Genomic DNA, 25038 nt, shown 5'->3' on the forward strand with positions numbered 1-25038 from the left:
TTATTCATTAAACTCACTTTCAATGTAACGTTGCATACCATCCAAAATATCAAACTTTGGTTGATAACCTAACGTTTTGATTTTTGAAATATCTGCCAATGAATCATGAATATCACCTGAACGCTCTTCTTCAAATTTTAGCGCTAACTTCACATTCAAAATCTTGTCAATTGCCTGAATAAGTTCAAGTAATGTTGTACTATTACCTGTTCCTACATTAAACTGTTTTCCTAAGGCTTCGTCTTTCGTTGCCACCAGCAACAACGCTTGAATCACGTCTTCAATATAAACGAAGTCCCTTGATTGGCTCCCATCACCGAACAAAGTGAAAACAGCTGGTTCGCCCGCTAACTGTTTCTTGTAGCGATCGATTAAAATCGAGATAACCCCGCTATAGGGTGAGTTAGGGTTTTGATTTGGCCCAAAAACATTGAAGAAACGAACCGCACTAGTTGGTATATCGTACAAATGGTAGTAATCCAAAGCATACTGTTCCGCAGCAAATTTATCTACGGCATAAGGTGTCAACGGACGAATCACTGACTCTTCTTGTTTTGGCAAAGTCAATTCATCTCCATAGACAGCAGCCGAAGAACTGAAGACTAAACGTTTTAGATTAGGCTGATACTGACGAATCAATTCCAATAATATTAGTACACTTTCAAAATTCACACGGTGTGTTGCAACAGGACGTTCCACAGAATCAGCCACACTTGCAACCGCAGCTAAATGAAAAATATAAGCAAATGAATATTCAGAAAGCAACTGTTCCATTAACACTTTATCTGCTACATCGCCTTCTACGAACTTAATATTGTTTGATGAAATCAAATTTTCTTGTTTTCCCATGGATAAATCATCTACAACAATGATTTTATTTTCTTTACTTAAATAATTTGCTAGCGTAGAACCAATAAATCCGGCTCCGCCAGTGATTAATATGTTGTCCACTTTTTCACCTCAATTAAATGATCCTTTGATTATCCACGTTAAGTTTAACATTAAAAAAAAAATAAAACTATGTAAATTTATTTCGCAATATAAAAATGAACGCAATTATCAATTGCGTTCATTAAAAAAATCTATATCAATTCTTTATCAAATAAATAAATTTATTTTTATTATCCATGATTTTTTTCCAAGAAATAGCAATATAAACTATAAAAACAATAATATACAAAATAACGCTGTTCCAAAGAGATAGATATAAGTTTCCTGTAACAAATGCAATTGTTACAAAAGTTTCAAGTATCTCATTTTTCCACAAACTGATTTTCATGTATCTACTTAACAATAGCTCAGCTACAATACATCTAAAGGCCAAACTACACATGATAAGAACCACTGCTAAAGTCAAATTTCCCATCACAAAAATAATAATTAAAGATGCTATTAAAGTTGTAATAAGGGTTAGGACATTAACAAATAAAATCGTTTTTTCCTGACGTAAAGTTTTCAAATAGGTATTTATTAACAGTGACATTCTTCCTTCATAAATGACGATTGGAAACAAAATACCCATAAATTTTAAACTTTCTGCATATTCTGGAAGCCACATGCTAAGGATATACCTTGCAGGTCCATAAAAAATGAGAATTGAATAAGTCATAGGAACAAATAATCCTCTTAATATTTCATAAAGACTAGGTAATTTCTTTTCATTTGTTCTCCTTAAGAGTGGGAACATGACTACACCTACTGCATTGATAAACGTTAGAAACATATTCGAAATACTCAAGGTAAAGGATAATTTACCAAATACTTCAATAGTCCAGCGACGTTCCACAAAAAAACGAATTGAACCAATAATAAACATACTCGCAATATTAGATAACATTAATTTACTACCCACATTTATATTATCTAATATTTCGGTAAAAATCATCTTATGAGTGATTAGTTTCACCGAAATCATATCTCTAATATGATACATTCCCCATAAAGTCATAATTAATTTCGATAGAATATCCATGATAATCAGCCAATAAAAATTTCTGCCACCTAACAAAAAATAAAAACCGATCATGCAAATATAAATATATCTATCACTTCTTGATAATTGAGCATATTCTTTTATTCTGTTTGTCGATTGTAAAATATACTGTATGAATGTTTTAGCAATCGTAATGACAGAAACAATAGCAGTTAGAAGTAAAATTACTTTTTTGTTCGAACTAGGAACCATTATCATTGTTGCGATAATTACACAACAAGAGATAATCACTTCCATACATATAAGATACCAGTACTGAGAACCTAGGTTCCTTTTGTCTAATTCATCATAATTTTCTCCACCAATTTTCAGATAAATACCATCAACCCAACCAAAATGTAAAAAACCAACGTAAGAGGAATAAAATACATATAATTGCCAATAACTATATTCTTTAACTCCCAATAATTTAGGAACAAATAGATTAAGCAATACAGAAATAGCTAAAGTAACAAAATTGGCTGCCACGGTATAATAGAGATTTTTTATGATCATTTTAGCTTTATTATTCACATATGAAGCTCCTTTAAATATAAAATAGAAAATTTCTACTTTAGCTGTAATTTACCAATTCAACAACCCAATAAATAGTCATTCTTCCTCATTATCCATAACATTATTCACTCCACCCAAGAAGACCCAGAAGACTAGTGGAGAGCTTGTTGTCATAAAGAAAATTTCATTGTGGAATAAGCCAGACAAAGCAAGTGCTAGTACTGCCAGTGCATAGTACAGAAACTCAGTTTGCCTAATATTATTTTTAAATGCATATCTTAACATTCGTATTACATTCTTAAGAAGAAAATACCCTGCTAATACTGCTCCAATAATTCCGGTACAAACAAGAACATTCAAATAAGCATTATGGACTGCTAAATTAGTTTTTGCAAGATACGTATTAGGGAGTTCTTTCTTTGCATAATCATGAATAGATTTTGGTGCTACTCCAAAGAGAGGTCGTGTTTTAAAAATCTCAAATCCACTTTTCCATAGAGTAAATCTCATATTTGAAATATCACCGCTCTGTGCGACGTCCTCTCGTGACAAATTAACTTCATCTTTATTATTTACTTTAGTATGGTTCTTCTTAATACTAATTTCTTGAGTTAATTCTGGTAGTTTACTCATTCCATTTTTTGAAACATCTACTAGAAGAAACATTGCAGAACTCACGACAGCGGCAACTAGAAAACCATAGAATATATTTTTAAATTTTGAAAGTTTTTTATACTTGCCGTAAAAGACTTGAAAAAATGTATAAACTGACGTAAGAGCTAAAAGAACAATTAAACCATTTCTAGAACCCGATAAACCAATATATAAAATTTGTATAATCATATTAATGATTAATAACAAACGCGTAATCCAACTTTTACAAATTTTATTAAACAAGTATACAGAGAATAATATTACTATCGTTGACATTACAGCCGCATAGTTTGGATCAGCATATGCTCCGAACAATCGATTTTCAACAAATCCTAGTCTTAAAGGGTTAGTTTTATTTACTAATGGTGCTATATATGAAAAATTGAATACAAACATCAGTAATGAAACAAATGACATAATGAACCCAAAAGCTACTAAAATTACTTGGAATTTAATAAAAAAACTTTTCCTTACCTCTGAATTTTTTGCTAGACTAAATATTGTTAATAAAAATAACGCTTCCCAACAAAAATTCTTAATATTAGCAAAAAATGCATATTGATAGTTTAACAAAATCGAAATTAAAAAAGCAATTAAAAACAAAACCAAAGAAATATCATAATCGAATTTTTTCTTTTTAGTAATGATTTCAAAAAACTCAGCTAATAAAATCAGACCTCCTACTAATCCAATAACATTAAATAACAAAGAGTCAATAGAGTTAGGCATTAGACTCCAAGCTCCAATTGATCTTAATAAGGTAATTGAATATAGGATTAAAACATATAATTCTTTATGAAAAATTTTTTTATTCACTTGGTTCTCCACTTTAAAATAATCCTCCTCATTTTAAAACAAATAATTTATTAGTCTACTTTTAAATCAAAGATAGATTTATACTTTTTGAAGGATTTCAACGGTATGTTCCAATGACTCTTCTAAATCAAATAAGGGCATCCAGCCCACGTTTTTTATTTTCGTATTATCCAAAATAGCTGTATTTGCTTTCGAAAAGCCTTTGCTTTCAACTTCGTCTGGTAGTTCAAAAATAACCGTTTTCCCACTGATATTTGCTATTTTTTTGGCTAAGTCTTTCAAATACAAATCAAATTTCTCACTTGAAACATTATAAGCTTGGCCACTTTCACCATGTAACAGTAAATATAAAATTGCAGAAACCGCATCTGCTACATACACATATGAAAAATATTGATTTCCTTCACTTTTTAATACAATATCTTCATGATTCACTGCATTTAGAATGAATTGAGAAGAAGCTTTTGTGTCAGAAGCCAACATAGTTGGACCAAATGTTCGACATAAGCGTGGAATGACAATGTCTAAGTCGTATTTTGTAATATATGCTTGGCAAAGTGACTCGCTCACTCGTTTCCCTTCTGGATAGCCAGCGCGTAATGTATTGCAATCAATATAACCACAATATTCTTCATTAAATTTTTCAACGTCTCCACGATTTTCACCATAAATTTCAACCGTCGACAAAAAGAGTGTTCTTTTAACATTGGTTGCTGCTGCATGCTTTAACACCTGATCTGTTCCAGACAGATTCGTCATGATTGTCCCAATTGGATCTGTTGCATATGCCTTTGGATGCGTATTACTTGCCCCATGAATCATATAATCAACCATAAGATCTTCTGGTAAAGGTTCCGTTACGTCACCTTCCACAATCTCAAAAAATGATGAATCCAGATACATTGAAAAGCGAGTCTCAAGTTTTTTACGATTTCTTCCCATTGCAAATATTTTGATTTTCAATCCTAATTGCTGGTTTGCCAACATCAGAGTATCAATTAAAAATGAACCAATCATTCCAGAAGCGCCAATCATTAAAATTGATTGACCATCCAGTTTTTTCAATTCAGGTAAATTGTCAACTACCTTGGCCAAATCAACTTGATACATAGGCTGTTCAACTAATGTCATCATACTCTCTCCTAATCCTTCATTTTTAAATAAGCCTTAAATAACTCCAAGTCATCGGTTGTTGTTAGCTTGATATTTTTATCAGAACCAGCTGCAAAATACAATGTTTCACCAAGATCAACCATCATTGTATTTGTGTATGAGGAATCAGACATTCCAATATTTTCTTCTACTGCACGATTATAAGCTGCTAGCAGTTTACCATATTGATAAGCTTGTGGAGTTGATACTCTTCGTAATGTATTACGGTCCACATATTCAACCGTTGTGTCCTCAGTTTTTTTAATAAAAATTTGTTCATTGTATGGTAATGAAGTCACGCCGTTTCCATATTCCTTACATTTCACAATGACATCAGATAATACAAGTTCATCAACCAGTGGACGGATACCATCGTGAATAATGATCGTATCATCTTCATCAGAATAATCTTTCAAAAACTGCACACCATTGTTGATTGATTCTTGTCCTTTTGAACCACCTGTTATTACCCATTGAACTTTGCTTATATTAAATTCTTTAATATAAGCCCACATCGTTTCTTCCCATCCTGATTTACAAACTACTAAAATGCGATCGATTTGTGGATGCTTCTGAAAAGATTCAAGTGTATAAATAATGATTGGCTTACCTTCAATATTTATAAATTGTTTCGGGATATCTTGTCCCATTCGTTTACCGACTCCGCCGGCAATAATAATTGCTGTAATCATGTCAGTGTTCTCCTTTATTTTTTAATAGGAAATAAGTATCTGCAATAATTGGATGTAAAGAAGTATATTGAGGTAAATTCAAGACGATTAGAGATAAGCTTCCTTCTTCAATTGCTACAATTCTTCTATCATATTCATTTATCAAAGCATTTAATTGCTCAATTTTAGTTTCTTTATCTTTAATGCTTTGCTTTGTATTTTTAATATATAGAATATCTGAAATAGTTATTTCTTTTAGCCTATTCAGTTTTGCTAATCTAATTTGTTTTTTATTAAATACACTCTCTTTCCCATTCTCTTCTCGAATAGCACTCTCTCCATGCTTTCGCCAAGTTCCAGTTACTTGATTTAAATAGTAAAGACTATCGGTTAATACTGCTGTCGACCACATTGTTATATCATGAACTGGAGTAATTGCTGTCTCTTTGTACAAATTGATTTCTGCCATAAAACTTTTTCTAATACCGTAAACCCATCCAGGACGATTAAGATAAACATTTTTCTTGGTAAAAAGAACTTGCATATCTTTAACGTTCCTTATTCTTCTCTTACTGCAAGGATAGGATATACCTCCCTCTTCAATCAGCTCATCGTAATTAGAGATTACAACATTTGCTTTAGGAAATTTTTTAAAAAACTGAACCATATTTTTTATTTTATCTTTCTCCCAAATGTCATCCTGATCTGATGGAAATATTAGCTCGCCACTCGCTTGATTTAATCCTACAAAGAAATTTTCTCTCCATCCAAGATTTCTTTGATTTTTCTCTATTTTCCAATTTTTTAAGGAATATTTACTAATATATTCTTGAACAATTTGTACCGTATTATCGGTAGAACCATCATCTTTCATTATTACTTCATAAAGTGGGTAGCTTTGAACTCTCAATGATTCTAACTGTTCAATAATGTTTCTTTCGCCATTATAAGTAGGCATAATAATTGAGACTTTTGTAATCTCATTCATTGCTAGAATTCACCCCATTAATGTTTTTGTAAATTTTATAATGTGCAGGCACTTGTTGTTCAATTGGTGGCAATTCCATATAGTTGCCGTATAGATTTACTAAATAATTTTCATAGCCTTTTGGCATGTAAGTTTTTTCTCCTTCAAATTCCACTTCTATTTTCTCAGAAAAAGCAGCTTTAGGTAGGAATTCTTTTGTTCCGTGGGTAGACACAACCATCACTCCAGCTGTATTTGAATCACTATACTCACGATTGATTTTTTTAGCATATTTATCTATTTTTTTAGCATAGTAATTTGGTCCACGAAAATCAGCATAGGGCTTAATCATTTTCTTTATTCCTAAATGTTGTTCAGATGGCCTGAATTTTTTCTTTGTTCCCGAGCCTCTAAGCAAGTCTAAAAATTTAATTTTTCTTGTTATTTTTTTTTGTTCTTTTTCATCATCAGGTAGCATATCTATAGGAAAAATATCCAGGAATAATCCATGTTGAACTACTCGAAATTCATCCTTAATAAATGTAGTAGGCAGGTCAATTTTGGCAAATGGATACTGCCAATCTGGTGTTAATTCAAGACAGTTCATTCTGTATTTTTGATTTAGCTCTGAGACGTTAGCGATCAATTTTTCGTAATCTTTTCTCATCATCATCAAATCTAGATCATCATCCCAAGGAATAAAACCTTTATGTCTAACTGCACCTATCATAGATCCACCAGATAAATAGTAAGTAATTCCCAATGTTTCACAAACTCTATTGAACTCCTCTAAGAGTAAAAGAAGTTCTTGATGCACTTCTTCCAATTCCAAAACTTTCTCTTTCATTTGTTAACACGATTCCCTTCTCAATTCAAATATATCTGTTCCATTTGTTTCACTGTATAAGATACGTCATAGGTCTCCAATTCAGAAGTTAATTTGTTATCAAATGGAGATTTCAGAATCTCATCCACCCATTCATGATTGCTTGCAGATAGAGGTACAAATTTAACGTTTGGCGTTACCTTAGTATCCTTCGAAATTTCACTAGACAATACTAATTTTTTTCCAGAGGCTTGTGCTTCTAAACCAACCATTGGTAATCCTTCATATAAAGAGGTCATAACAAAAACATCCATTAAAGATAATAATTCTGGAATGTCATTTCTCTCACCAGTCATAACTACAGAATCTTCAATTTCAAGCTCGTTTATTTTATTCTCCAGTATATTTCTTAGACTTCCTTCACCAATTAATAGTAATTTTGCATTTCTTTTTTCATGCTTGACATCTTTAAAAATATCTAACAAACGTGATTGGTTTTTTTGTTCTTCCAAGCGTCCAATATTTCCAATAATAAAATCAGTTGCTTCAAAACCCATTTGCTTTTTCTTATTTTTTTTTTGCTCGTCAGTAAATCTGTAATCAGAAATTTTTATTCCGTTGTGAATAATGACAAATTTAGAACTACCGAATAAGCTTTCACCTGCTTCTTCACTCACAGCAAGTAAATCAGTAGCATTATTTTTTAACATTTTATCAAGAATAACTCGCAACCCTTTCATAAGAAAATTATTAGATTTTCCATCACTAGTTGCATGACTATGTGCAATTCTTTTTTTTATACCATGAAGTTTTGCTAGTTTCAGATTAATGCCGCCTCCAAAGTATACTTCGTTATGTGCAATATCAAATTTTTCTGTCTTTAAAAGTTTATTAACTTCAAAAAGATATTTAATAATATTTTTTTTAGGATTGGTGACAATAAATATTCTGCCACCAAGTTGTTCAATCTCTTTATTGTAATCAGTTACGCTCTTATAATCATCGTAGATTAAGAAATCGAACTGAATCTTCGAGCGGTCAATCTCACGGTACATATTCATCATAAATGACTCTGCTCCGCCTTTGCCCATCCTCCCTTGAAAATGCAATACTCTTTTACTCATTATGCCTCTCCTTATTTAATAGACCCTCTTCAAAAATGACATCAACCCAGGTAGTTTTACTTCAACAAAGGCACCTATTTTTATAGTCAATAAAAAAAGCGTTATTGGCATATTATATAAAAATTTAGTAACCTTTTTTGCTGTGGAATCTGTCAAAGCAATTGCTTTCGCTTCAATGATCACTGGATCATGCAAGATTTCAACCGCTTCTTGTTTCTTTTCCTGTTTTGTTAAGGTTTCAGTTTCATAAATCGAGAAGATGACCGATGTTGCACCTTTTAGCAACAAAGCAGCCATTCCAGATTTATCTTGATTCTTGGTAATAAAATTAGTTAACTCATAAAATTCTTTGAATGTTGCGAATTTATTTTCTTTATACTGATTAGTGATTCCCTTACCACCTTCAAAATCATACGTATATACAAGCGAAGAATTCATAACCACTTGTTGACAATATTGATAATAATCCAAATTAAATATCCGATCTTCACAACTACTATAATTTTTAAAACGAATTTGATGTTGTTCTAGTATCTCTCGTTTATAACATTTGTTCCAAACAACATACATCAACTGCTTACTCATCAATTCATACATATCATTTAAAAAGCATTGATTATCTTGATAAACAAAATCAGAAACTAGGTATTCTTTTTCAGAAATAATTTCAGTTCCATTCAGTGTTCGAAAAACAAATGAGCTGATAATCAAATCAGTTGCTGGATGAGTAGAAAGTATTTGTTCATAGTTTTTTAGTACATCTTTTTTAGGTGTATCATCTGCATCAAAAAATAGAACATATTCTCCGCGAGCATATACAAGGCCTTCATTGCGAGCAGCTCCAGGGCCTTGATTTTCAGTCGTAATAAAATGAAAATAATCATTGCCTTGAACTAGCTCGCTAATCACTTGTTCAGTAGCGTCTGTTGATCCATCGTTAACAATAATCACTTCATAATCGTTAAATTCCAGTTCCATCAATAAAGAAATGGTATGAGAAATGGTTTTTTCAGCATTATAAACAGGTATGATAATACTAAACTTAGGAGTCTTCATCTTTCCTACACCTTTCACCTTTTATCCATAAATCTTATCTTCTGGAAAATGCAGTTCTGCTAAAGAACAAACAGCTTCTTCATCCACACCTTGAGAAGACATTTTATCGAATAAGATTTTAATTGTTTGTAATAAGATTTTCAAATCCAACAATAATGAGTACTTTTTGATATATAACAAATCAAATCGTAACTTACTATTGTAGTCAGAAACATACTTACCATAGACCTGCGCATAACCAGTGATACCAGCGCGAACATTATGACGTAAATAATAATAAGGATTTTCTTCATTAAATTGATCAACAAAGAATGGTCGTTCTGGGCGTGGTCCCACAATTGACATATCTCCTTTTAAAACATTAAAGATTTGTGGTAACTCATCAAATCTTACGGCACGAATGAATTTACCAACTGGAGTTACACGTGCATCATTGCTTTTAGCAAGGACTGGACCCGATTTGGATTCAGCAGTCACACTCATTGAGCGGAACTTATAAATTGAAAATTCTTTTTGATTTTTTGTGATACGTACTTGTTTATAGATAACAGGACCTGGTGAAGTCACTTTTACCAAAATCGCTGTTAATAACATAAATGGTGACGCTAAAATCAATAAAACCAGTGAAACAACAATATCAAATAATCGTTTGAAAAGTTCATCTTCTGAAGGGATTCTAAAACCAGACGATTCAATAATGCTTTCATCCTCAAAATTCATGATATTTGGATTGATCATGATCAAATTTTCAAATGTTGTATTTAAAAATAATTTTTTCTCTTTTTTTGTCACTAATTGGTAGATTTTAATTTTTTCTTGTTCATCAATTTCGGAAGCCAAGTACACAATATCAATTTCATCAATCAGTTGTTTCGCATGTTCATAGAAATGATCTACAATAACTGCTTCGACTTTATGTTTATTATTTTTCTTTGATTGAAAATTTTGGATAGCTGGTGCAACATCTTTTTCTAAACCAACAATGATCACCTTTTTATCATTGCTGAATTTTAGATAAAGCTTATAAATAAAAATACGATACATACTGATTAAAATGGTTCCGATTATAAAAGAAAGTAAGATGACTAGACGTGGAAAAGCAAACCAGCGTCCAGCAAAAGTGACAATCATAATCCCAAAAGTCATCAATACTTGACCAATAACTGTCACAAAAATAATGTCACTGATCATTCGATTATAAAAGACATAGGCTCCTAATAAAATATTAAGAACGATAAAGATGATCGAAATAAAAATTGCTGAATTTTCAAAGGTTTCAAAGTTACGCATCGGTATTTCTCCTTGAAACTTCAATAAAAAGCTTAAATAAATTGCAACGTTATAAACAATAACATCCATCAAAATAATAAATATTCTGCGAGCGGCGCTCCACTCCCCATTTTTATTCATATATACACTCCTAACCTCAGAATAATGCCTTTATCATCTTACCATAGCAAGGCTTAAAAGCCTAGCGAGTAACCAAAATGTAAAAGAAATTAAAATATTCTAGACAATAAATTATTCTACTTTATATTCTTATTTTTATTTCTAAAATCTATATTCAATGTTTTTATTTTTATAGACATGATAAATAACAAAAAGTGATCAAAGTATTCCATTTCAATACTTTGATCACTTTTAATTTAATCTGGTCTTAAAGAAAAATCACCAATACCTTCTTTAGTCAAATTATCATTATAAAAAGGGTCATGGGCAATGTAAGTTGGCCATTTATCTTGCATTTTTTTGATTTCACCAGCAAACCGTTTTTGTTTTTCCGGTGTATCTTCGTATCCTCTAGATTTCGATTCAAAATGATAAAGTTCTACTTGATGTGCATACACGTTATTACGTCCTAATTCATAGACTTTCAAGCATAAATCGACATCATTAAACGCAACTTCTAATGTTTCATCAAATCCTGAAACGGCATGAAAATCAGTCGCTTTAACCATCATACAAGCCGCAGTAACTGCTAGATAATCAACATCAATCACTAAGCGGCCAAAATAGCCACAGTGTGTTTTATCATAATTATTCAATGCATGACCTGCCACACCACCAATGCCGACGAGGACACCAGCATGTTGTGTTGTTTCATCTGGATAATACAATTTTGCTCCAACACAGCCAATTCGATCAAATTGTGCGTAAGAAACCATTGTCGTCATCCAATCTGGCGCAATAACTTCAGTATCATTATTCAAAAACAAGAAATACTTTCCACTAGCTTTTTCAGCCGCCAGATTATTAATTCGTGAGTAATTAAAAGGAATATCAATTAACTCAACGATGAATCGATCGTTTAAGCGTTCTTTATAGTCTGCAAATAATTCTTGCATTTTTGGATCTGTGCTGCCATTATCAGCAATAATAATTTCATAGTTGGGATACGTTGTCTTCTCAATAATGGAATCAACACAAACTTTTAAATCTTCATAACCATTTTTAGTCGGAATAATTACACTCACTAAGTCTTCATCAATTACGTCATACATGATTTCATAAAAACCTGAGATTCTTCCTGGGCGCACATGTCCTTTGATTCCCCGACGATTCAGTGCATCGGTCAGAGCCTTTACACCAGAATCATAAATATAACTTTTCGCTTCGCCATTGCTTGCTGTAGAACCGGGAATTGTTCGCCAATGATAAAGAATTTTATCAATATGATAAATGTGATCTGCTGGGATTTTTTCTGTCACGCGTAAAACAAGATCATAATCTTGTGAGCCTTCATACCCTTTACGAAAGCCACCTAATTCTTTCACGATACTTGTGCGATAAACACCTAGATGAGAGATATAATTGTTTCCCATCAGTGTATCTGGTGACCAATCAGCTTTAAAATGAGGATCAAAACGATTGCCATCAGAATCGATTTTATCTTCATCACTATAAATCAGATCAAGCTCAGGTCGTTCATTCAACACCTTGGCTACTTCGTAAAGTGCTGAAGGCGGCAATTCATCATCATTATCCAACAAAGCTAAGAATTCCCCAGATGCTAATTCTAAAGCAGAATTAGTGGCTAAGCTGATATGGCCATTTTCTTGTCGAAAGACGACTTTTATTCGCTCGTCTTTTGCTTGATAAGCTTCCAGACATTTACGAATAGCCGGATCTGTTGAAGCGTCATCACTAATGCACAGCTCCCAGTTTTCATAAGTTTGTCCTAGGACGGAATCGATACATTTTTCTAACCATTTGATTTCAACATTATAAACAGGCATAGCAATCGAAATCAACGGACGATATTCTAAGTCAGTAGCAGCTTTGCGTTGTCCTGCTAAATCTACTTTTTCGTGACGAGTAATCCATTCAGCATAATCAACTGAACCAGGTTTTAATTCTAGCTTAACGCGACGGATGGCTTTTTTTAAACCATGTGTTCTTGTGTAATTGATCCCTTTTTTAAGCAAACGTTTTTGTTTTTGCCAAGAGGTCTCAAAACCATCATCAAAAGGATAGTGCCCGTTTAACTTCACTGCGATGCCATTTTGGTGAGCAGTCGTTTGAAAATCTAAAATAGCTCTTCCTTTTAATTTTCCAGATAGTCGAATTTTAAATCCACTTTGTGTTTTGACATCGAGTTCATATAAATGATTAATGTCTAAACGTACTACAGGGGTTGTTTCAATCGAAACTTGGTTCTTTTCTACCTTGACTGAGGGGATTTCTTTGGTTACTTCATCAATTGCCCAGCCAACAATAAGCAAGTCTCCAGTAGCTCGTTCCCGAGTGATCGTATCAATAAATACAGCAATTTCTTTCTTTGTCACTGTCCAGTTACTCCTTTATCAAGTAGGTCCAATGAATTACATTTCAATAATCCAAGTTTGACCATTTTCTGCTATTACTTCAATTAAAAATGTACGTTCTTGTTCACAAAGAATTTGTAATTCGAACCCAGCAGAGACATTTTCCGCAAGATTTTCAGCCTCATTCACTTCTTTGCGATAAATCGGTTTAGCATCGAAAAACGGTGATTGATCTACAGATAAGTGATAAGATAATGCATTTCGATCTACTTGGGAGATTCCCCAACCAGTAATTGTTAAAACTTTCGTTTCTTCATCCCAATGTTTTTCATCAATACATAATGCTAACTCTTTTGCTTGAACTTTTTTCGGTGTTTCTTTTGCTCGACGTATTTTCTTTGATTTAATTGTCCATTCATCGCTATCTAAAAGTGAACAATAACGCGTGGTCGTAGTTTGCAAGTAACGATCAAGCTTAGCATTTTCTTCTCTGATTTGATAATTATCCTTTTCTAAATCAGTTATTTTTCCTGACAATTCTTGTTGAACAGCCATCATTGGTTGAACAGTTTCCAACACTTCTGAGAAAGTTTGGGTAAGCTCTCCAATAAAACGATAGTGGATATTTACCGTTAATTCCTGACCAGCAACATTTTTTACTGCCAATTCTGGTATGCTTTTACCGTCAAACAGATAGCAATCCGTATCTGTTTTTAATGCGGCATTTGACCGAATAAAATCAATTTTTTCTCCCACAACCTCGGCAGTGAATTCAATAAAACTTGGCTGTTTTTCAAAACGGAATAGCACCGTTTCGACGTTTTCAGTAATTGGAAATGTCAAATGTTGATTTTCGCCCGTGTAATTGTTAATGGGAATCTGTTGACTAGTTTCTCCTTCAACCGTTTGTTGGATTAAGTCAAAGACTTTCACGTAATTTGAATTTTGTGGCTGTGCAATTTCAGGTACTGCCTGTTTTTTCAACGAAAAGAAGTATTGATAAACTTCTCCAAATGGACGCATTTTGAAATCATAACGAACCGCTTCTGGCAAATCTTCATAGCGGGAAGAAAGTTCAGTGTCCTCTACCGCCAAGTATAGATAGTCTTCGATGTTGATCATTAAGCCAGCTTTTTCAAACACTTTCTGAAAACCATCATGCGTATAAAACGAATTATGTGTTTCATCTAACAACCCATAAGAAGTCCACGGAAGTTGATTATTAAACAAATCGATCATTACTGAATTATGTGCTAAGTTAGGAAACGTAATTAAAATTTCTCCATCTTCACTCAAAAATTCACTGACTTTTTTTAAAGTTGCACCCGGGTCAACCAAATGCTCCAAAACATCTGCAAACAAAATATAATCAAATGCTTGACCTTCAAAATAGTTCGCCCATTCAAAGCTTTCGATGTCTCCATAGAAACCATCCTGAGCAAATTCACTTACGAAATCGAATAGTTCTTTATCGAGTTCCACAATGCTAACTTCACATTGCTTCGCACCAATCAAATGTTTTGTCAATCGGCCATTTCCTGGGCCAAATTCTAATACTTTGCTACCTGGCTTAATTTGAGCTGCAATCTTTCCTACACTACTTTGCTCATCTAAATCCATTTCAAAATCATATTTCATCTTTTTGACTACCTTCTTCCCATTTGTGATCCAAGATGACAATACCTTCGCCGATATAAGAACCGCTAACAAATAAGTTCATATACTTCGTCTTATAAACTAACGGAACTGTAGCATTTTCTTCAAAAATCGCCACATCAAAATAATATTCACCAGCTAACAAGCCCAGCTTTTCATATTCAAGATAAAAAACATTTTTTCCTTTTTTCCAAGGAATCGTTATATCATCCAATAATGTGTTCAGACCACAAACATAAAAATTATCGACTGTTCGTAACGCAATCCCTAAAACTGGCTTTTTGATTGAATCATCTTTTACATTGTAGGTAACTTTTACGAAGAGTGTCTCACCTTGTTCAATCATATCCACTGGTTTCTTCTCTTTATCAAGCAACTCAGCGCTTAGCACATCCACGATGTCTGGTGCAGCGTGACGTTCAACTTGACTCTTATTACGGTCAACTGTTTTTACTGATTTTTTCTTCAAGAAGTTTTCATAATTTGTCGTAACGTCCATCGTGTCCCCATACTCTACGACTTCACCGTTTTTCAACCAATAACTACGATCACAAAAACGACGAATTGAGCTAATATCGTGAGAAACGAATAAGATCGTTTTTCCAGAATTTTTGATTTCAGTAAATTTTTCCATACATTTCAGTTGAAACTCTAAGTCGCCAACTGCTAAGGCTTCATCAACGATCAAAATATCAGGGTTAACATTGATTGCTACCGCAAATGCCAAACGGACAAACATCCCGCTTGAATAAGTTTTTACTGGTTGATAAATATGATCTCCAATATCAGCAAAATCAATGATATCATCGACCATGCCTTCAATTTCTTCTCGTGAAAAGCCCAACACCATCCCATTTAAAAAGATATTTTCATAGCCAGAATATTCTGGGTTGAATCCAGAACCTAGCTCAAGCAATGCTGAAATTTTCCCATCGATTTCCATTGTACCAGAGGAAGGTGTCAAAACACCGGTAATGATTTTGAGCATCGTCGATTTACCTGAACCATTTTCACCAACAAAACCAATCATCTCGCCTTTTTTAATTTCAATATTAACATTTTTCAATGCATAAAAGACGTCATGATAAGATTTTTTGAAAGGATTCAGTGCCTCACGAAAACGATCACTCGGCTTTGCGTACATATTATATGATTTGGTGATGTTTTCTAATTTAATCGCATATTCTGTCATTTCTATTCTCCTTACAGTACATCTGAAAAATGTGGTTTCAATCTACGGAACACTGCTGAACCAACCACAAAGAATGCTAATGTAACTACCCAAAAGTATAAAGTATACATGCCATGTTCAAAGAACCAGGCTTGACTCAAGAAAGATTCACGATAGCCTTGAACGATATAATAAAGTGGGTTTAATTTCAAAATTTGAACAATTGTCGGGTTAAATTGACTTGGACTCCAAAGAATTGGTAATGTCCACATAATCAATTGCAACAAAATCGTAATGAATTGGACGATATCTGGTAAAAACGGTTGGATAGATGCTGTCAACCAAGTGATACCTGTTAAAAATGCACACATGCAAAACAGATAGTAAATCAATTGTAGCGTCATCACAGTTGGAAAGATTCCATGTCCAATCGTCACAACTAAACCAATCACGATAAAAAAGAGATGGGTATATAAATTAGATAAAATTTTCGTACTTGGTAAGATACGAATGTTGAAAACGACCTTCTTGACTAAATACGTGTACTCTCGAAAGACTAACGTCGTTGAGGTAAATGCATCTGAGAAGAAGAACCAGGGAACCATCCCTGTAATCAGATAAACAATGAATGGATACTTACCATCAGTCATCGCAGCTTTCAAGCCGAAGCCAAAGACTAACCAGTAAATCAACACAGTAAATATTGGGTTGATAAATGCCCACATGATTCCTAAAAAAGAACCAGCATAACGTGATTTAAAGTCATTTAATGAAAACTGAATCAATAATTTTCTGTTCTGATAGATATCTTTCATAAATAAAAACAGATCTTTAAACATTTGTGTTCCTCCAAGCGATTTCTGTTAATTACAATCAACTGCCATTTTACCATATTTTTACTAGCTGACTGCGATATTATTTATTTCTTAATTTTCTATTAAGTAACAAATACTCGAACGTTACTATTCTACAAAAGATAGTTTCTAATTGCAATAAAGCGAGGTATCACTCTATCTCTGATACATAATTATTTTTATAAAAAAGAGGGTGAAACAAAACTGTTTCACCCTCTCTTTGATTACTTATCAATGATGATACTTGCTCATCCGTGAATACTCATTATGATTTTCTTCCGGATGTTCCACTGCTTCATCCGTTATTTCCAATTCATCAGGTACTTGCTGAATTTCTGTCGGCTGGTCAAAACGATGAACGCTCATTCCTAGTAAAAGATAAATAATCGGAAGCCAAGCAAAGGATGTCAACGTATCTTCCATAAAAGATTGTGTCATTATACCAAAGAAAGCCCAAATAAAGGTCAATTGTCCATTTGTTAAATCACCTTTTAATGTTCTTCGGCCAATAAAAATCAGTAACAAAGTAACCACGATGGCTAATCCAATCACTCCATAAAGATTTAAGAGAGAATTATAACTATTATGGTTACCCAAAATTTGGTTTGCTCGTTTCGTATAGAAAAAAGGCTTCATTCCTACCAATACTTGTTGCGTTTTAGTAGCTAAAGTTTGATAAAACTCTGCCCAAATTTCTTCTCTTCCGGTAAAAAGATTCACTTCTTTTGAAGCTGCTGCAAAATATGAAAGTGGCAAAGCAAATACTGCGGTCACCGTATAAATGATGAATGGCGCACGAGTCACACGCATAAATGATTTAGGTAGCAAGTTCAAAAGAACAAAAACAATCAATGCAACTAATGCACCTCTTGATTGACAAACCCAAATCGTAGCGAACGCTGCAACGACCGCTAGCACACTTAGCAATCGAATGTACCACTTTTCAAATGAACTAGCAAAACCACTAACCAAGAAAGCGAGCGTCATCACTGATGCACCTATCGTGTTAGTATTGATCCAAATATCAGAAAGCTTATTCCCTGGCGACCAGATACTTTGCCCTTCCCGAACCGGAATTTCTGTAAAAACACGATAAACCGTCACTGTTAAAATGAACGAAAAGAACAATAAGAAAACAGCTCGGTCTATTTTCCCAAATTCAATCCATTTTAGCGACAATACAAAAGCAATAATCAACGGTATCATCATATCCGTGTAAAACGAAGCACTTCGCGCGTCTCTGAAATATGAAAAGAAGAAAAAGAAGAAAAATCCTATCCCTATAAAGAGAAAATCAATTCCTCTTGCTTTGTAAACATTTAGTAAAAACAAAACGGCTATGCCGCCCAAAATTAATTGCGAACTATTTTCATATAAAAATAGTGCAGTGTTGTTGCTTAGCCCAACGGTCCATATGAAATACAATGAGCCTACTAATAGGAGAAGCCAAGCAACACTCATCTCATTGATCATTTTTCGCAGGATTCTTTGCATTTCTCCACTCTCCTGTACTAGCTTATCTCTTTTGTTTAATTGCATAACTTTGTTATTGCTGACTAATGACTTGTCCATTCACCGGATAATCTACTTCGAATATTCGATAGCCATCATTGTCCGGACCATATAATTGAGTAAATTGAGCCTGATTTAATTCATTGTAGTCTGCTAAAGGTCGCTTGCTCACAACATAACGTATGCCAAATTTTTCGGCATCAGCAAAATTCAACGTCACAGAGAACATATCTGGCCGATCAAGAATGAACGTTGTATCTTCTTTCGCGATAAATGCACGCGTGTGGGCATAACGATTATAGTATTTCTCATAGGTTCCATCAGGATCAATGATTTCCCATGCTTTCATATCTGGATAAAATCGAACCGTATTGAATGATTTTACTCCTAATGTTGGCGTAAAGTTGTATAGTTCATCTTCAGATAGCCACAATTGATCTGGATTTTCATCATTAATTTTTTGAATTTCTTTTGCTAAAGTTTTTTCAAAAATGGCACCCGTTCCTTCAACAATCGGATTGACAAAAAAGCCAGAAGCTATAATTAATGCCGTGAATGAAACATAAAATAATTGTCTTTGACGAAACAAAGCAAATCCTAGCAACAATGTACCTAGTACAACAATCCCTGCAATTTCAATCTCTGAAAAATAATTAATCATTCTAGAAGTGAAAATTGCCACAGCAAACGTTCCAGCGTTAACAACTAATAAAACAACTTTATACCAAGTTGGAATAACATCTTCTCGCCAAACATAAGCAATGAACCAAATGGTTAACAAACAAGCTGCAAAACCAAACGTCGTAAATGCTCGTGATGCTGGAACATAGGAAAGAAGCGTAATTTCAGCTAATCCTTTCGGCAAGCCAATCGTAATCCAAAAAATCGCGAATAGACAAAAAATCATCAATATTCGCCCTAATAATTTCTCCTCACTATTTTTCTTACCAAATAATACAAATGGACTAGCTAAAAGAACTGTTGGAAAGAAATGATAGAAAAAGGCCACTTCTGAATTGTTTGAAAAAGTAATATCTTTAAATGGAATCTTCCAGTTAGTCAAAAAATAAAAGAATTTGCCAAAGGTGAATTTTCCCCCGGTACTGATTCGTTTCCCTGGATACAAGGTTTCTAGTGAAGCCATCAAGGCATCCTTCGAAACGAGCCAAAAATGAACCATGATTCCACCGATGATCGCAATCGCCCCGACAATCAATACAGCATCCAACAAATCCCAAACAATTTTTTTCCTGAAATGGATTAGTAAACCAATAAAATAAAAGACGAGCAAATAACCCAACATTACTTGATGCGCTGGGTAAATGACTAGAATAAATCCTAAGCCAAAAATAACCACCAGTAACATCATCAGGGTTCGCAGCCCTTTGCGATCATGTTGATAGAAGTAGTGATAAAAAGCCACCATCAGACCAATCGTGAAGAAAATCAGATCCCCTACATGTTGCATGAACCACCATTGAACAGCCGGAGCAAAAGTTAGTGCAAGCGAACCAATCAATGATAATCCCTTTCGTTTTTTAGTGATGATCATCAATAATTCAAAAGATAGCAAGAGCATACCGACGATTTTCATTCCCCAATACCAGGATAGCCCTCGATCACGCCCTAGGAAAAAAAATCCCCAGTTAAATGGTTTACCGATAACCGTGATATCTTTCACCGGTGAATTATAAGCAATAATCATATTTTGACCATTTAAGGAATAATCATCATTAACTACAGGATAATCATTTTCTGCTTGCGAAAGATAAAATGGTGTCTGTACCAGCCATTCATCTGAACGAACCTCACGATCTTTGCCAAACAAAACATCTGTTTCTTTTCCATCATCTCGTTGCGAAACGTATTTATCCCACATGCCAATTGAGCTACCATTTAAATTAAGTGTGACAACTATGATGATTGCCAGTAAGCCAAACAAATAGCGGAGCCGAAGTAATGAGTCAAAAATTGTCTGAGGTGCACGACTTGTTTTATGATTACCATGTCGTACACTTCGTGTTTGTTTTTCCATAAAATTCCCCAATTTCTCTTTTGTTTCTCAAATGGCAGAAATAAATTATGCTTTTGCGTTTTCAGCAGCAAGTAGCATCTGCGCCAAAGCTTCTTGCCAAGTTGGAATAGAAAAACCTAAACTTTCTGCTTTTTCTAAACTCATCACAGCATACTGTGGCCGTACGGCTTTTTGTGGGAATTCTGCTGATGTAACTGGTGCCACTTCTACATCAGAATTTTTTAAAATTTCTTTTGCGAATTCATACCAAGAACAACTATTTTCATTTGATAGTTGATAAATGCCATAAGGTGCTTTTTCATTGATAACATACACCATGAATTCAGCTAAGGTACGTGTCCATGTTGGACGACCAAATTGATCGTTAACGATTGTCAAACGGTCATGTGTCTCTGCCAGACGTTGCATAGTAAACACAAAATTATGGCCATAAATACCGAACACCCAAGAAGTCCGAATAATATAGTAATCTTCCAAGATTTCTTGAACAGCCTGTTCACCTAAAAGTTTTGTGCGACCGTACTCATTTAATGGATTTGTTTCATCATCCACTTGATATTCTTCATCTTTTTTCTTTCCATCAAATACATAATCCGTACTGATGTAAACAAGCTTCGCATGAACAGCTTTGGCAGCGAGAGCAACATTTCGTGTACCATCGACGTTGATTTTTTCATCTAATTCTTTGCCCTCATCTTCTGCTTTATCAACTGCAGTATAGGCTGCACAATGAAAAATCACATCCGGTTTTAATTCCGTAATATATTCCATTGTTCCTTTTTCATCTGTAATATCTAATTCCTTGGCATCTGTCGAAACATAAGGCAGATTTTTTTCATCTAGTAGATGGCGCAATTCTGTACCTAATTGACCATTTCCTCCAGTTAATAAAAACATTATTATCGCTCCTTTAATTTTGTTTGAAAAAAGAGACAGGCTAGCGCCTGCCTCACACTTTTATCTCATCAATAATTATTATTGACCATTTTGGGCGTATGCTGCTTCAACGGCTTCTTTTTCTTTTTTCCACCAATCTTCATGTTCTTCATACCACTTGATTGTGTCAGCTAATCCATCACGGAAATTCGTAAATTCTGGCTTCCAGCCAAGTTCTTCACGTAATTTTGTTGAATCAATAGCATAACGTAAATCATGGCCTGCACGGTCTTTCACATGATCATAGGCGTCTTTTGGTTGACCCATCATCTCTAAAATCAATTCCATTACTGTTTTATTATCTTCTTCGCCGTCGGCACCAATCAAATAAGTTTCACCAATTCTACCTTTTGTCAAAACCAACCACACAGCAGAAGAATGATCATTTGTATGAATCCAGTCACGAACGTTCTTTCCATCACCGTATAATTTAGGACGAATGCCACTTAAAACATTTGTGATTTGGCGTGGAATAAATTTTTCGATATGTTGATAAGGACCATAGTTATTTGAACAGTTAGAAATAGTTGCACGTAAACCAAATGAACGTACCCATGCTCTAACTAATAAATCAGAACCTGCTTTAGTTGAAGAATAAGGACTTGAAGGGTTATAAGGTGTTTCAGCCGTAAATTTTTCTCCTGGACCCTCACCATGACCTGGAAGATCTTCAACTAATGGTAAATCACCATAAACTTCATCTGTGGACACATGGTGATAACGTACATCATATTTCCGACAAGCTTCTAATAATGTATACGTACCAATAATGTTTGTTTGAACAAATGGAAATGGATCTTTAAGTGAATTGTCGTTATGCGATTCAGCTGCATAATGAACAACTGCATCTGCTTCTTTAACTAAACGATCAACTAATGGTGCATCCGCAATATCGCCCACTACAAGTTCTACCCGATCACTTGGTAATCCCGCTAAATTTTCTTTGTTTCCTGCATAAGTTAGTTTATCTAAAACAGTTACATGGACTTCCGGATGGTTCTGTACGATATAATGTACAAAATTGGAACCAATAAATCCGGCACCACCTGTTACAATGATATTTTTCATTAAAATGGTTCTCCTTTAAAGTTTAAATTTCGCCATAAACGAATGGATTTTCTGCTTCAAACTCTTTTAACGTTGGATGATTATGATCTTTTTCTGACATGATTGCTTTACTGATGTCAATTGGCCATTCAATAGCTAAATCAGAATCATCAAAAGCGATCCCGCCATCTGCAGCAGCATCATAATAGTTGTCACATTTGTAAAGGAAGTTAACATTTGGCGTCAAAGTGACGAAGCCGTGTGCATATCCTTTAGGAACAAGTAATTGACGATGATTATGTTCAGATAAAATAAATCCATCCCATTGACCATAAGTTGGACTACCCTTACGAATGTCAACAACTACATCTAGTACTGCTCCAGTGACTACACGAATCAATTTTGTTTGTGCAGATTTACCTTTTTGGAAGTGTAAGCCTCGTAACACCCCGGCTTCTGCAGATAAAGAGTGATTATCTTGAACAAAGTCATAAGTCAAACCATGTTCTTCAAATTTTGCTTTTGAATAGCTTTCAGTAAAAAAACCACGGTGATCACCAAAAACATCCATTTCGATAATCTTGACATCTGTTAATTTTGTATCAGTTACTTTCATTTTGTCAGACTCCCTATTCAGCGGCCAAAGCTAATAAATATTGACCGTATTGATTTTTTTTCAATGGTTGCGCTAATGCAAGCAATTGTTCTTTCGTAATGTAGCCCATACGATAAGCAATTTCTTCTAAACAAGCTACTTTTAAATTTTGACGTTTCTCAATTGTTTCAATAAAAGTTGAAGCTTCAAGCAGAGATTCATGTGTGCCTGTATCTAACCAAGCAAATCCGCGCCCCATCAATTCAACAGATAAATTTCCTTTTTCTAAATATGCTTTATTGACATCCGTGATTTCTAATTCTCCACGTTCAGATGGCTTGATGTCTTTTGCAATTGAGATGACATCGTTATCGTAGAAATAAAGACCTGTAACAGCATAGTTTGATTTTGGTTGAGCCGGTTTTTCCTCGATGGATAAAGCATTCATGTTCTCATCAAATTCAACCACACCAAAACGTTCAGGGTCATTTACGTGATACCCAAACACAGTTGCGCCACTTTCTTTTGCTGCAGCGCGTTGCAACATTTTAGATAGACCGCCACCGTAGTAAATATTGTCACCTAAAACTAAGCAGACACTGTCATCACCAATAAATTCTTCACCAATGATAAAAGCTTGTGCTAAACCATCAGGACTTTCTTGAACAGCATACTCAATATGGATTCCCAAGTCATGGCCGTCCCCAAATAGTTCTTCGAAACGAGGTGTATCTTGTGGTGTTGAAATAATCAAGATCTCTTTGATTCCAGCCAACATCAAAGTTGACATTGGATAGTAAATCATTGGTTTGTCGTAAATCGGCATCAACTGTTTTGAAGTTGCCTTTGTCAATGGGTACAAGCGTGTTCCGCTTCCCCCAGCAAGAATAATTCCCTTCATGGCTTTTAAGCGCTCCTTTTTTCAAATTTCACTTTGTTATTATCTCATCAATCTAGAGATTTGTCATGAGCTATTTAGCATTTAATACTTTTTTATTAAACTTGGCGTCGACGCCACTTTCTTTTTAAATAGGATACTAATAGGTGGTATCGCCATGTCAATTTTTGTTGAAAATTAGAATGTGTTTGAATTTCGCTCGCATTCAAGTCGTGACGCCGATATAACGTTAACGGTTCACGGATAAATCCAACCTGATTTCCACCCAATAAACCAATCCACATGTCATGCATAGGCACATCTTCTGGAATGGGTAAGATTTTTGGCTTCAGGTTTGAACGAAAAGCCATACCAGCTCCAATGTAATGACTACGAATAAAATTATTCAACCATCCTTCTTTCGAATGACGATAAGTAAAATAGGAAGGATAAATCGTTTCGAGATTCTCATCCACGATCACCAAGTCCGAAACGACAACTTGTCTTTCCGGATGAGCTGCAAAATCAGCCGTTATCCTTTTTACCTTGTTGTCTAACCAAACATCATCTTGATCAGCCAAAAAAATGATTTCACCATTTGCTTTTTCAATAGCATGGGAAAAATTTTGAATCAGTCCACGTTGAGGTCCCTTTAATAGTTTGATACGTGAATCTTGTTGTGCATATTCCATCAAAATATTCCAAGTGTTGTCAACTGATCCATCATCAGAAATAACTAGCTCATCTGTTGTAGAAAGCTGTCGTAGAATGCTATTTAATTGTTCTCTAAGATATCTTTCGCCATTAAATGTGGCCATGCAAACAGATCGCAAAAAT

General features: G+C 34.2%; 21 protein-coding genes. All 21 read right to left on the reverse strand.

Going from position 1 to position 25038, the window contains the following annotated elements; genetic code table 11:
- Positions 1-951: an NAD-dependent epimerase/dehydratase family protein gene (locus tag AC4BC3_RS08330; RefSeq protein ID WP_490466256.1), complete on the reverse strand. Its 951-nt coding sequence runs from the start codon at positions 949-951 to the stop codon at positions 1-3.
- A 136-nt stretch (positions 952-1087) separates the two neighbouring features.
- Positions 1088-2506: a lipopolysaccharide biosynthesis protein gene (locus AC4BC3_RS08335; RefSeq protein WP_490466257.1), complete on the reverse strand. Its 1419-nt coding sequence runs from the start codon at positions 2504-2506 to the stop codon at positions 1088-1090.
- A gap of 78 nt (positions 2507-2584) precedes the next feature.
- Positions 2585-3970: an O-antigen ligase family protein gene (locus AC4BC3_RS08340; protein WP_490466258.1), complete on the reverse strand. Its 1386-nt coding sequence runs from the start codon at positions 3968-3970 to the stop codon at positions 2585-2587.
- Positions 3971-4036: 66 nt separating this feature from the next.
- Positions 4037-5092 (reverse strand): NAD-dependent epimerase/dehydratase family protein, encoded by a 1056-nt coding sequence (locus AC4BC3_RS08345; RefSeq protein ID WP_490466259.1) that lies wholly within the window; start codon positions 5090-5092, stop codon positions 4037-4039.
- An 8-nt stretch (positions 5093-5100) separates the two neighbouring features.
- Positions 5101-5802: an IspD/TarI family cytidylyltransferase gene (locus AC4BC3_RS08350; RefSeq protein ID WP_490466260.1), complete on the reverse strand. Its 702-nt coding sequence runs from the start codon at positions 5800-5802 to the stop codon at positions 5101-5103.
- Position 5803: 1 nt separating this feature from the next.
- Entirely contained in the window at positions 5804-6769 is a 966-nt protein-coding gene (locus tag AC4BC3_RS08355) for a glycosyltransferase (protein ID WP_490466261.1), read from the reverse strand.
- Complete coding sequence (locus tag AC4BC3_RS08360) at positions 6762-7595, reverse strand: LicD family protein (protein ID WP_490466262.1); 834 nt, start codon at positions 7593-7595, stop codon at positions 6762-6764. The genes AC4BC3_RS08355 and AC4BC3_RS08360 overlap by 8 nt, the downstream gene beginning before the upstream one ends.
- A 20-nt stretch (positions 7596-7615) precedes the next feature.
- A complete protein-coding gene (locus AC4BC3_RS08365) occupies positions 7616-8698 on the reverse strand; it encodes a glycosyltransferase family 1 protein (RefSeq protein WP_490466263.1) in 1083 nt (360 codons plus the stop codon).
- A gap of 15 nt (positions 8699-8713) precedes the next feature.
- Positions 8714-9754, reverse strand: a complete 1041-nt coding sequence (locus AC4BC3_RS08370; RefSeq protein ID WP_490466264.1) for a glycosyltransferase family 2 protein — start codon at positions 9752-9754, stop codon at positions 8714-8716.
- 21 nt (positions 9755-9775) lie between these two features.
- Complete coding sequence (locus tag AC4BC3_RS08375; RefSeq protein ID WP_206909065.1) at positions 9776-11164, reverse strand: sugar transferase; 1389 nt, start codon at positions 11162-11164, stop codon at positions 9776-9778.
- 236 nt (positions 11165-11400) lie between these two features.
- A complete protein-coding gene (locus tag AC4BC3_RS08380) occupies positions 11401-13539 on the reverse strand; it encodes a glycosyltransferase (RefSeq protein ID WP_206909062.1) in 2139 nt (712 codons plus the stop codon).
- Positions 13540-13575: 36 nt separating this feature from the next.
- Complete coding sequence (locus AC4BC3_RS08385) at positions 13576-15156, reverse strand: class I SAM-dependent methyltransferase (RefSeq protein ID WP_490466265.1); 1581 nt, start codon at positions 15154-15156, stop codon at positions 13576-13578.
- Complete coding sequence (locus AC4BC3_RS08390; protein WP_206909059.1) at positions 15146-16366, reverse strand: ABC transporter ATP-binding protein; 1221 nt, start codon at positions 16364-16366, stop codon at positions 15146-15148. The genes AC4BC3_RS08385 and AC4BC3_RS08390 overlap by 11 nt, the downstream gene beginning before the upstream one ends.
- Positions 16367-16377: 11 nt before the next feature.
- On the reverse strand, positions 16378-17184 hold the full coding sequence (locus AC4BC3_RS08395; protein ID WP_206899868.1) for an ABC transporter permease: 807 nt from the start codon (positions 17182-17184) through the stop codon (positions 16378-16380).
- Positions 17185-17430: 246 nt separating this feature from the next.
- Complete coding sequence (locus AC4BC3_RS08400; protein WP_206909056.1) at positions 17431-18693, reverse strand: EpaQ family protein; 1263 nt, start codon at positions 18691-18693, stop codon at positions 17431-17433.
- Positions 18694-18745: 52 nt separating this feature from the next.
- Positions 18746-20746: a DUF7657 domain-containing protein gene (locus tag AC4BC3_RS08405; protein ID WP_490466266.1), complete on the reverse strand. Its 2001-nt coding sequence runs from the start codon at positions 20744-20746 to the stop codon at positions 18746-18748.
- 45 nt (positions 20747-20791) lie between these two features.
- A complete protein-coding gene (gene rfbD, locus AC4BC3_RS08410; protein WP_490466267.1) occupies positions 20792-21643 on the reverse strand; it encodes a dTDP-4-dehydrorhamnose reductase in 852 nt (283 codons plus the stop codon).
- Positions 21644-21721: 78 nt separating this feature from the next.
- Positions 21722-22750 (reverse strand): dTDP-glucose 4,6-dehydratase, encoded by a 1029-nt coding sequence (gene rfbB, locus AC4BC3_RS08415; RefSeq protein WP_206909049.1) that lies wholly within the window; start codon positions 22748-22750, stop codon positions 21722-21724.
- Between the two features lie 22 nt (positions 22751-22772).
- Positions 22773-23345, reverse strand: coding sequence for a dTDP-4-dehydrorhamnose 3,5-epimerase (rfbC, locus tag AC4BC3_RS08420; protein WP_490466268.1), 573 nt, complete (start codon positions 23343-23345; stop codon positions 22773-22775).
- A 13-nt stretch (positions 23346-23358) separates the two neighbouring features.
- Positions 23359-24225 (reverse strand): glucose-1-phosphate thymidylyltransferase RfbA, encoded by an 867-nt coding sequence (gene rfbA / locus AC4BC3_RS08425; RefSeq protein ID WP_206909046.1) that lies wholly within the window; start codon positions 24223-24225, stop codon positions 23359-23361.
- Between the two features lie 95 nt (positions 24226-24320).
- Positions 24321-25034 carry a glycosyltransferase family 2 protein gene (locus AC4BC3_RS08430; RefSeq protein WP_206909044.1) on the reverse strand — a complete coding sequence of 238 codons (714 nt, stop codon included), beginning with the start codon at positions 25032-25034 and terminating at the stop codon, positions 24321-24323.
- Between the last annotated feature and the right edge of the window lie 4 nt (positions 25035-25038).

Source organism: Enterococcus sp. AAFC-DPL-6103, from assembly GCF_058216595.1.

What these genes read in the sequence shown, in the direction of transcription:
- AC4BC3_RS08370 (WP_490466264.1), bottom strand. Translation starts at nt 9,754, where the DNA reads ATGAAGACTCCTAAGTTTAGTATTATCATACCTGTTTATAATGCTGAA.
- AC4BC3_RS08355 (WP_490466261.1), bottom strand. Translation starts at nt 6,769, where the DNA reads ATGAATGAGATTACAAAAGTCTCAATTATTATGCCTACTTATAATGGC.
- rfbC (WP_490466268.1), bottom strand. Translation starts at nt 23,345, where the DNA reads ATGAAAGTAACTGATACAAAATTAACAGATGTCAAGATTATCGAAATG.
- rfbB (WP_206909049.1), bottom strand. Translation starts at nt 22,750, where the DNA reads ATGAAAAATATCATTGTAACAGGTGGTGCCGGATTTATTGGTTCCAAT.
- AC4BC3_RS08400 (WP_206909056.1), bottom strand. Translation starts at nt 18,693, where the DNA reads ATGCAAAGAATCCTGCGAAAAATGATCAATGAGATGAGTGTTGCTTGG.
- rfbD (WP_490466267.1), bottom strand. Translation starts at nt 21,643, where the DNA reads ATGTTTTTATTAACTGGAGGAAATGGTCAATTAGGTACAGAATTGCGC.
- AC4BC3_RS08390 (WP_206909059.1), bottom strand. Translation starts at nt 16,366, where the DNA reads ATGACAGAATATGCGATTAAATTAGAAAACATCACCAAATCATATAAT.
- AC4BC3_RS08395 (WP_206899868.1), bottom strand. Translation starts at nt 17,184, where the DNA reads ATGTTTAAAGATCTGTTTTTATTTATGAAAGATATCTATCAGAACAGA.
- AC4BC3_RS08345 (WP_490466259.1), bottom strand. Translation starts at nt 5,092, where the DNA reads ATGATGACATTAGTTGAACAGCCTATGTATCAAGTTGATTTGGCCAAG.
- AC4BC3_RS08405 (WP_490466266.1), bottom strand. Translation starts at nt 20,746, where the DNA reads ATGGAAAAACAAACACGAAGTGTACGACATGGTAATCATAAAACAAGT.
- rfbA (WP_206909046.1), bottom strand. Translation starts at nt 24,225, where the DNA reads ATGAAGGGAATTATTCTTGCTGGGGGAAGCGGAACACGCTTGTACCCA.
- AC4BC3_RS08385 (WP_490466265.1), bottom strand. Translation starts at nt 15,156, where the DNA reads ATGAAATATGATTTTGAAATGGATTTAGATGAGCAAAGTAGTGTAGGA.
- AC4BC3_RS08365 (WP_490466263.1), bottom strand. Translation starts at nt 8,698, where the DNA reads ATGAGTAAAAGAGTATTGCATTTTCAAGGGAGGATGGGCAAAGGCGGA.
- AC4BC3_RS08375 (WP_206909065.1), bottom strand. Translation starts at nt 11,164, where the DNA reads ATGAATAAAAATGGGGAGTGGAGCGCCGCTCGCAGAATATTTATTATT.
- AC4BC3_RS08360 (WP_490466262.1), bottom strand. Translation starts at nt 7,595, where the DNA reads ATGAAAGAGAAAGTTTTGGAATTGGAAGAAGTGCATCAAGAACTTCTT.
- AC4BC3_RS08350 (WP_490466260.1), bottom strand. Translation starts at nt 5,802, where the DNA reads ATGATTACAGCAATTATTATTGCCGGCGGAGTCGGTAAACGAATGGGA.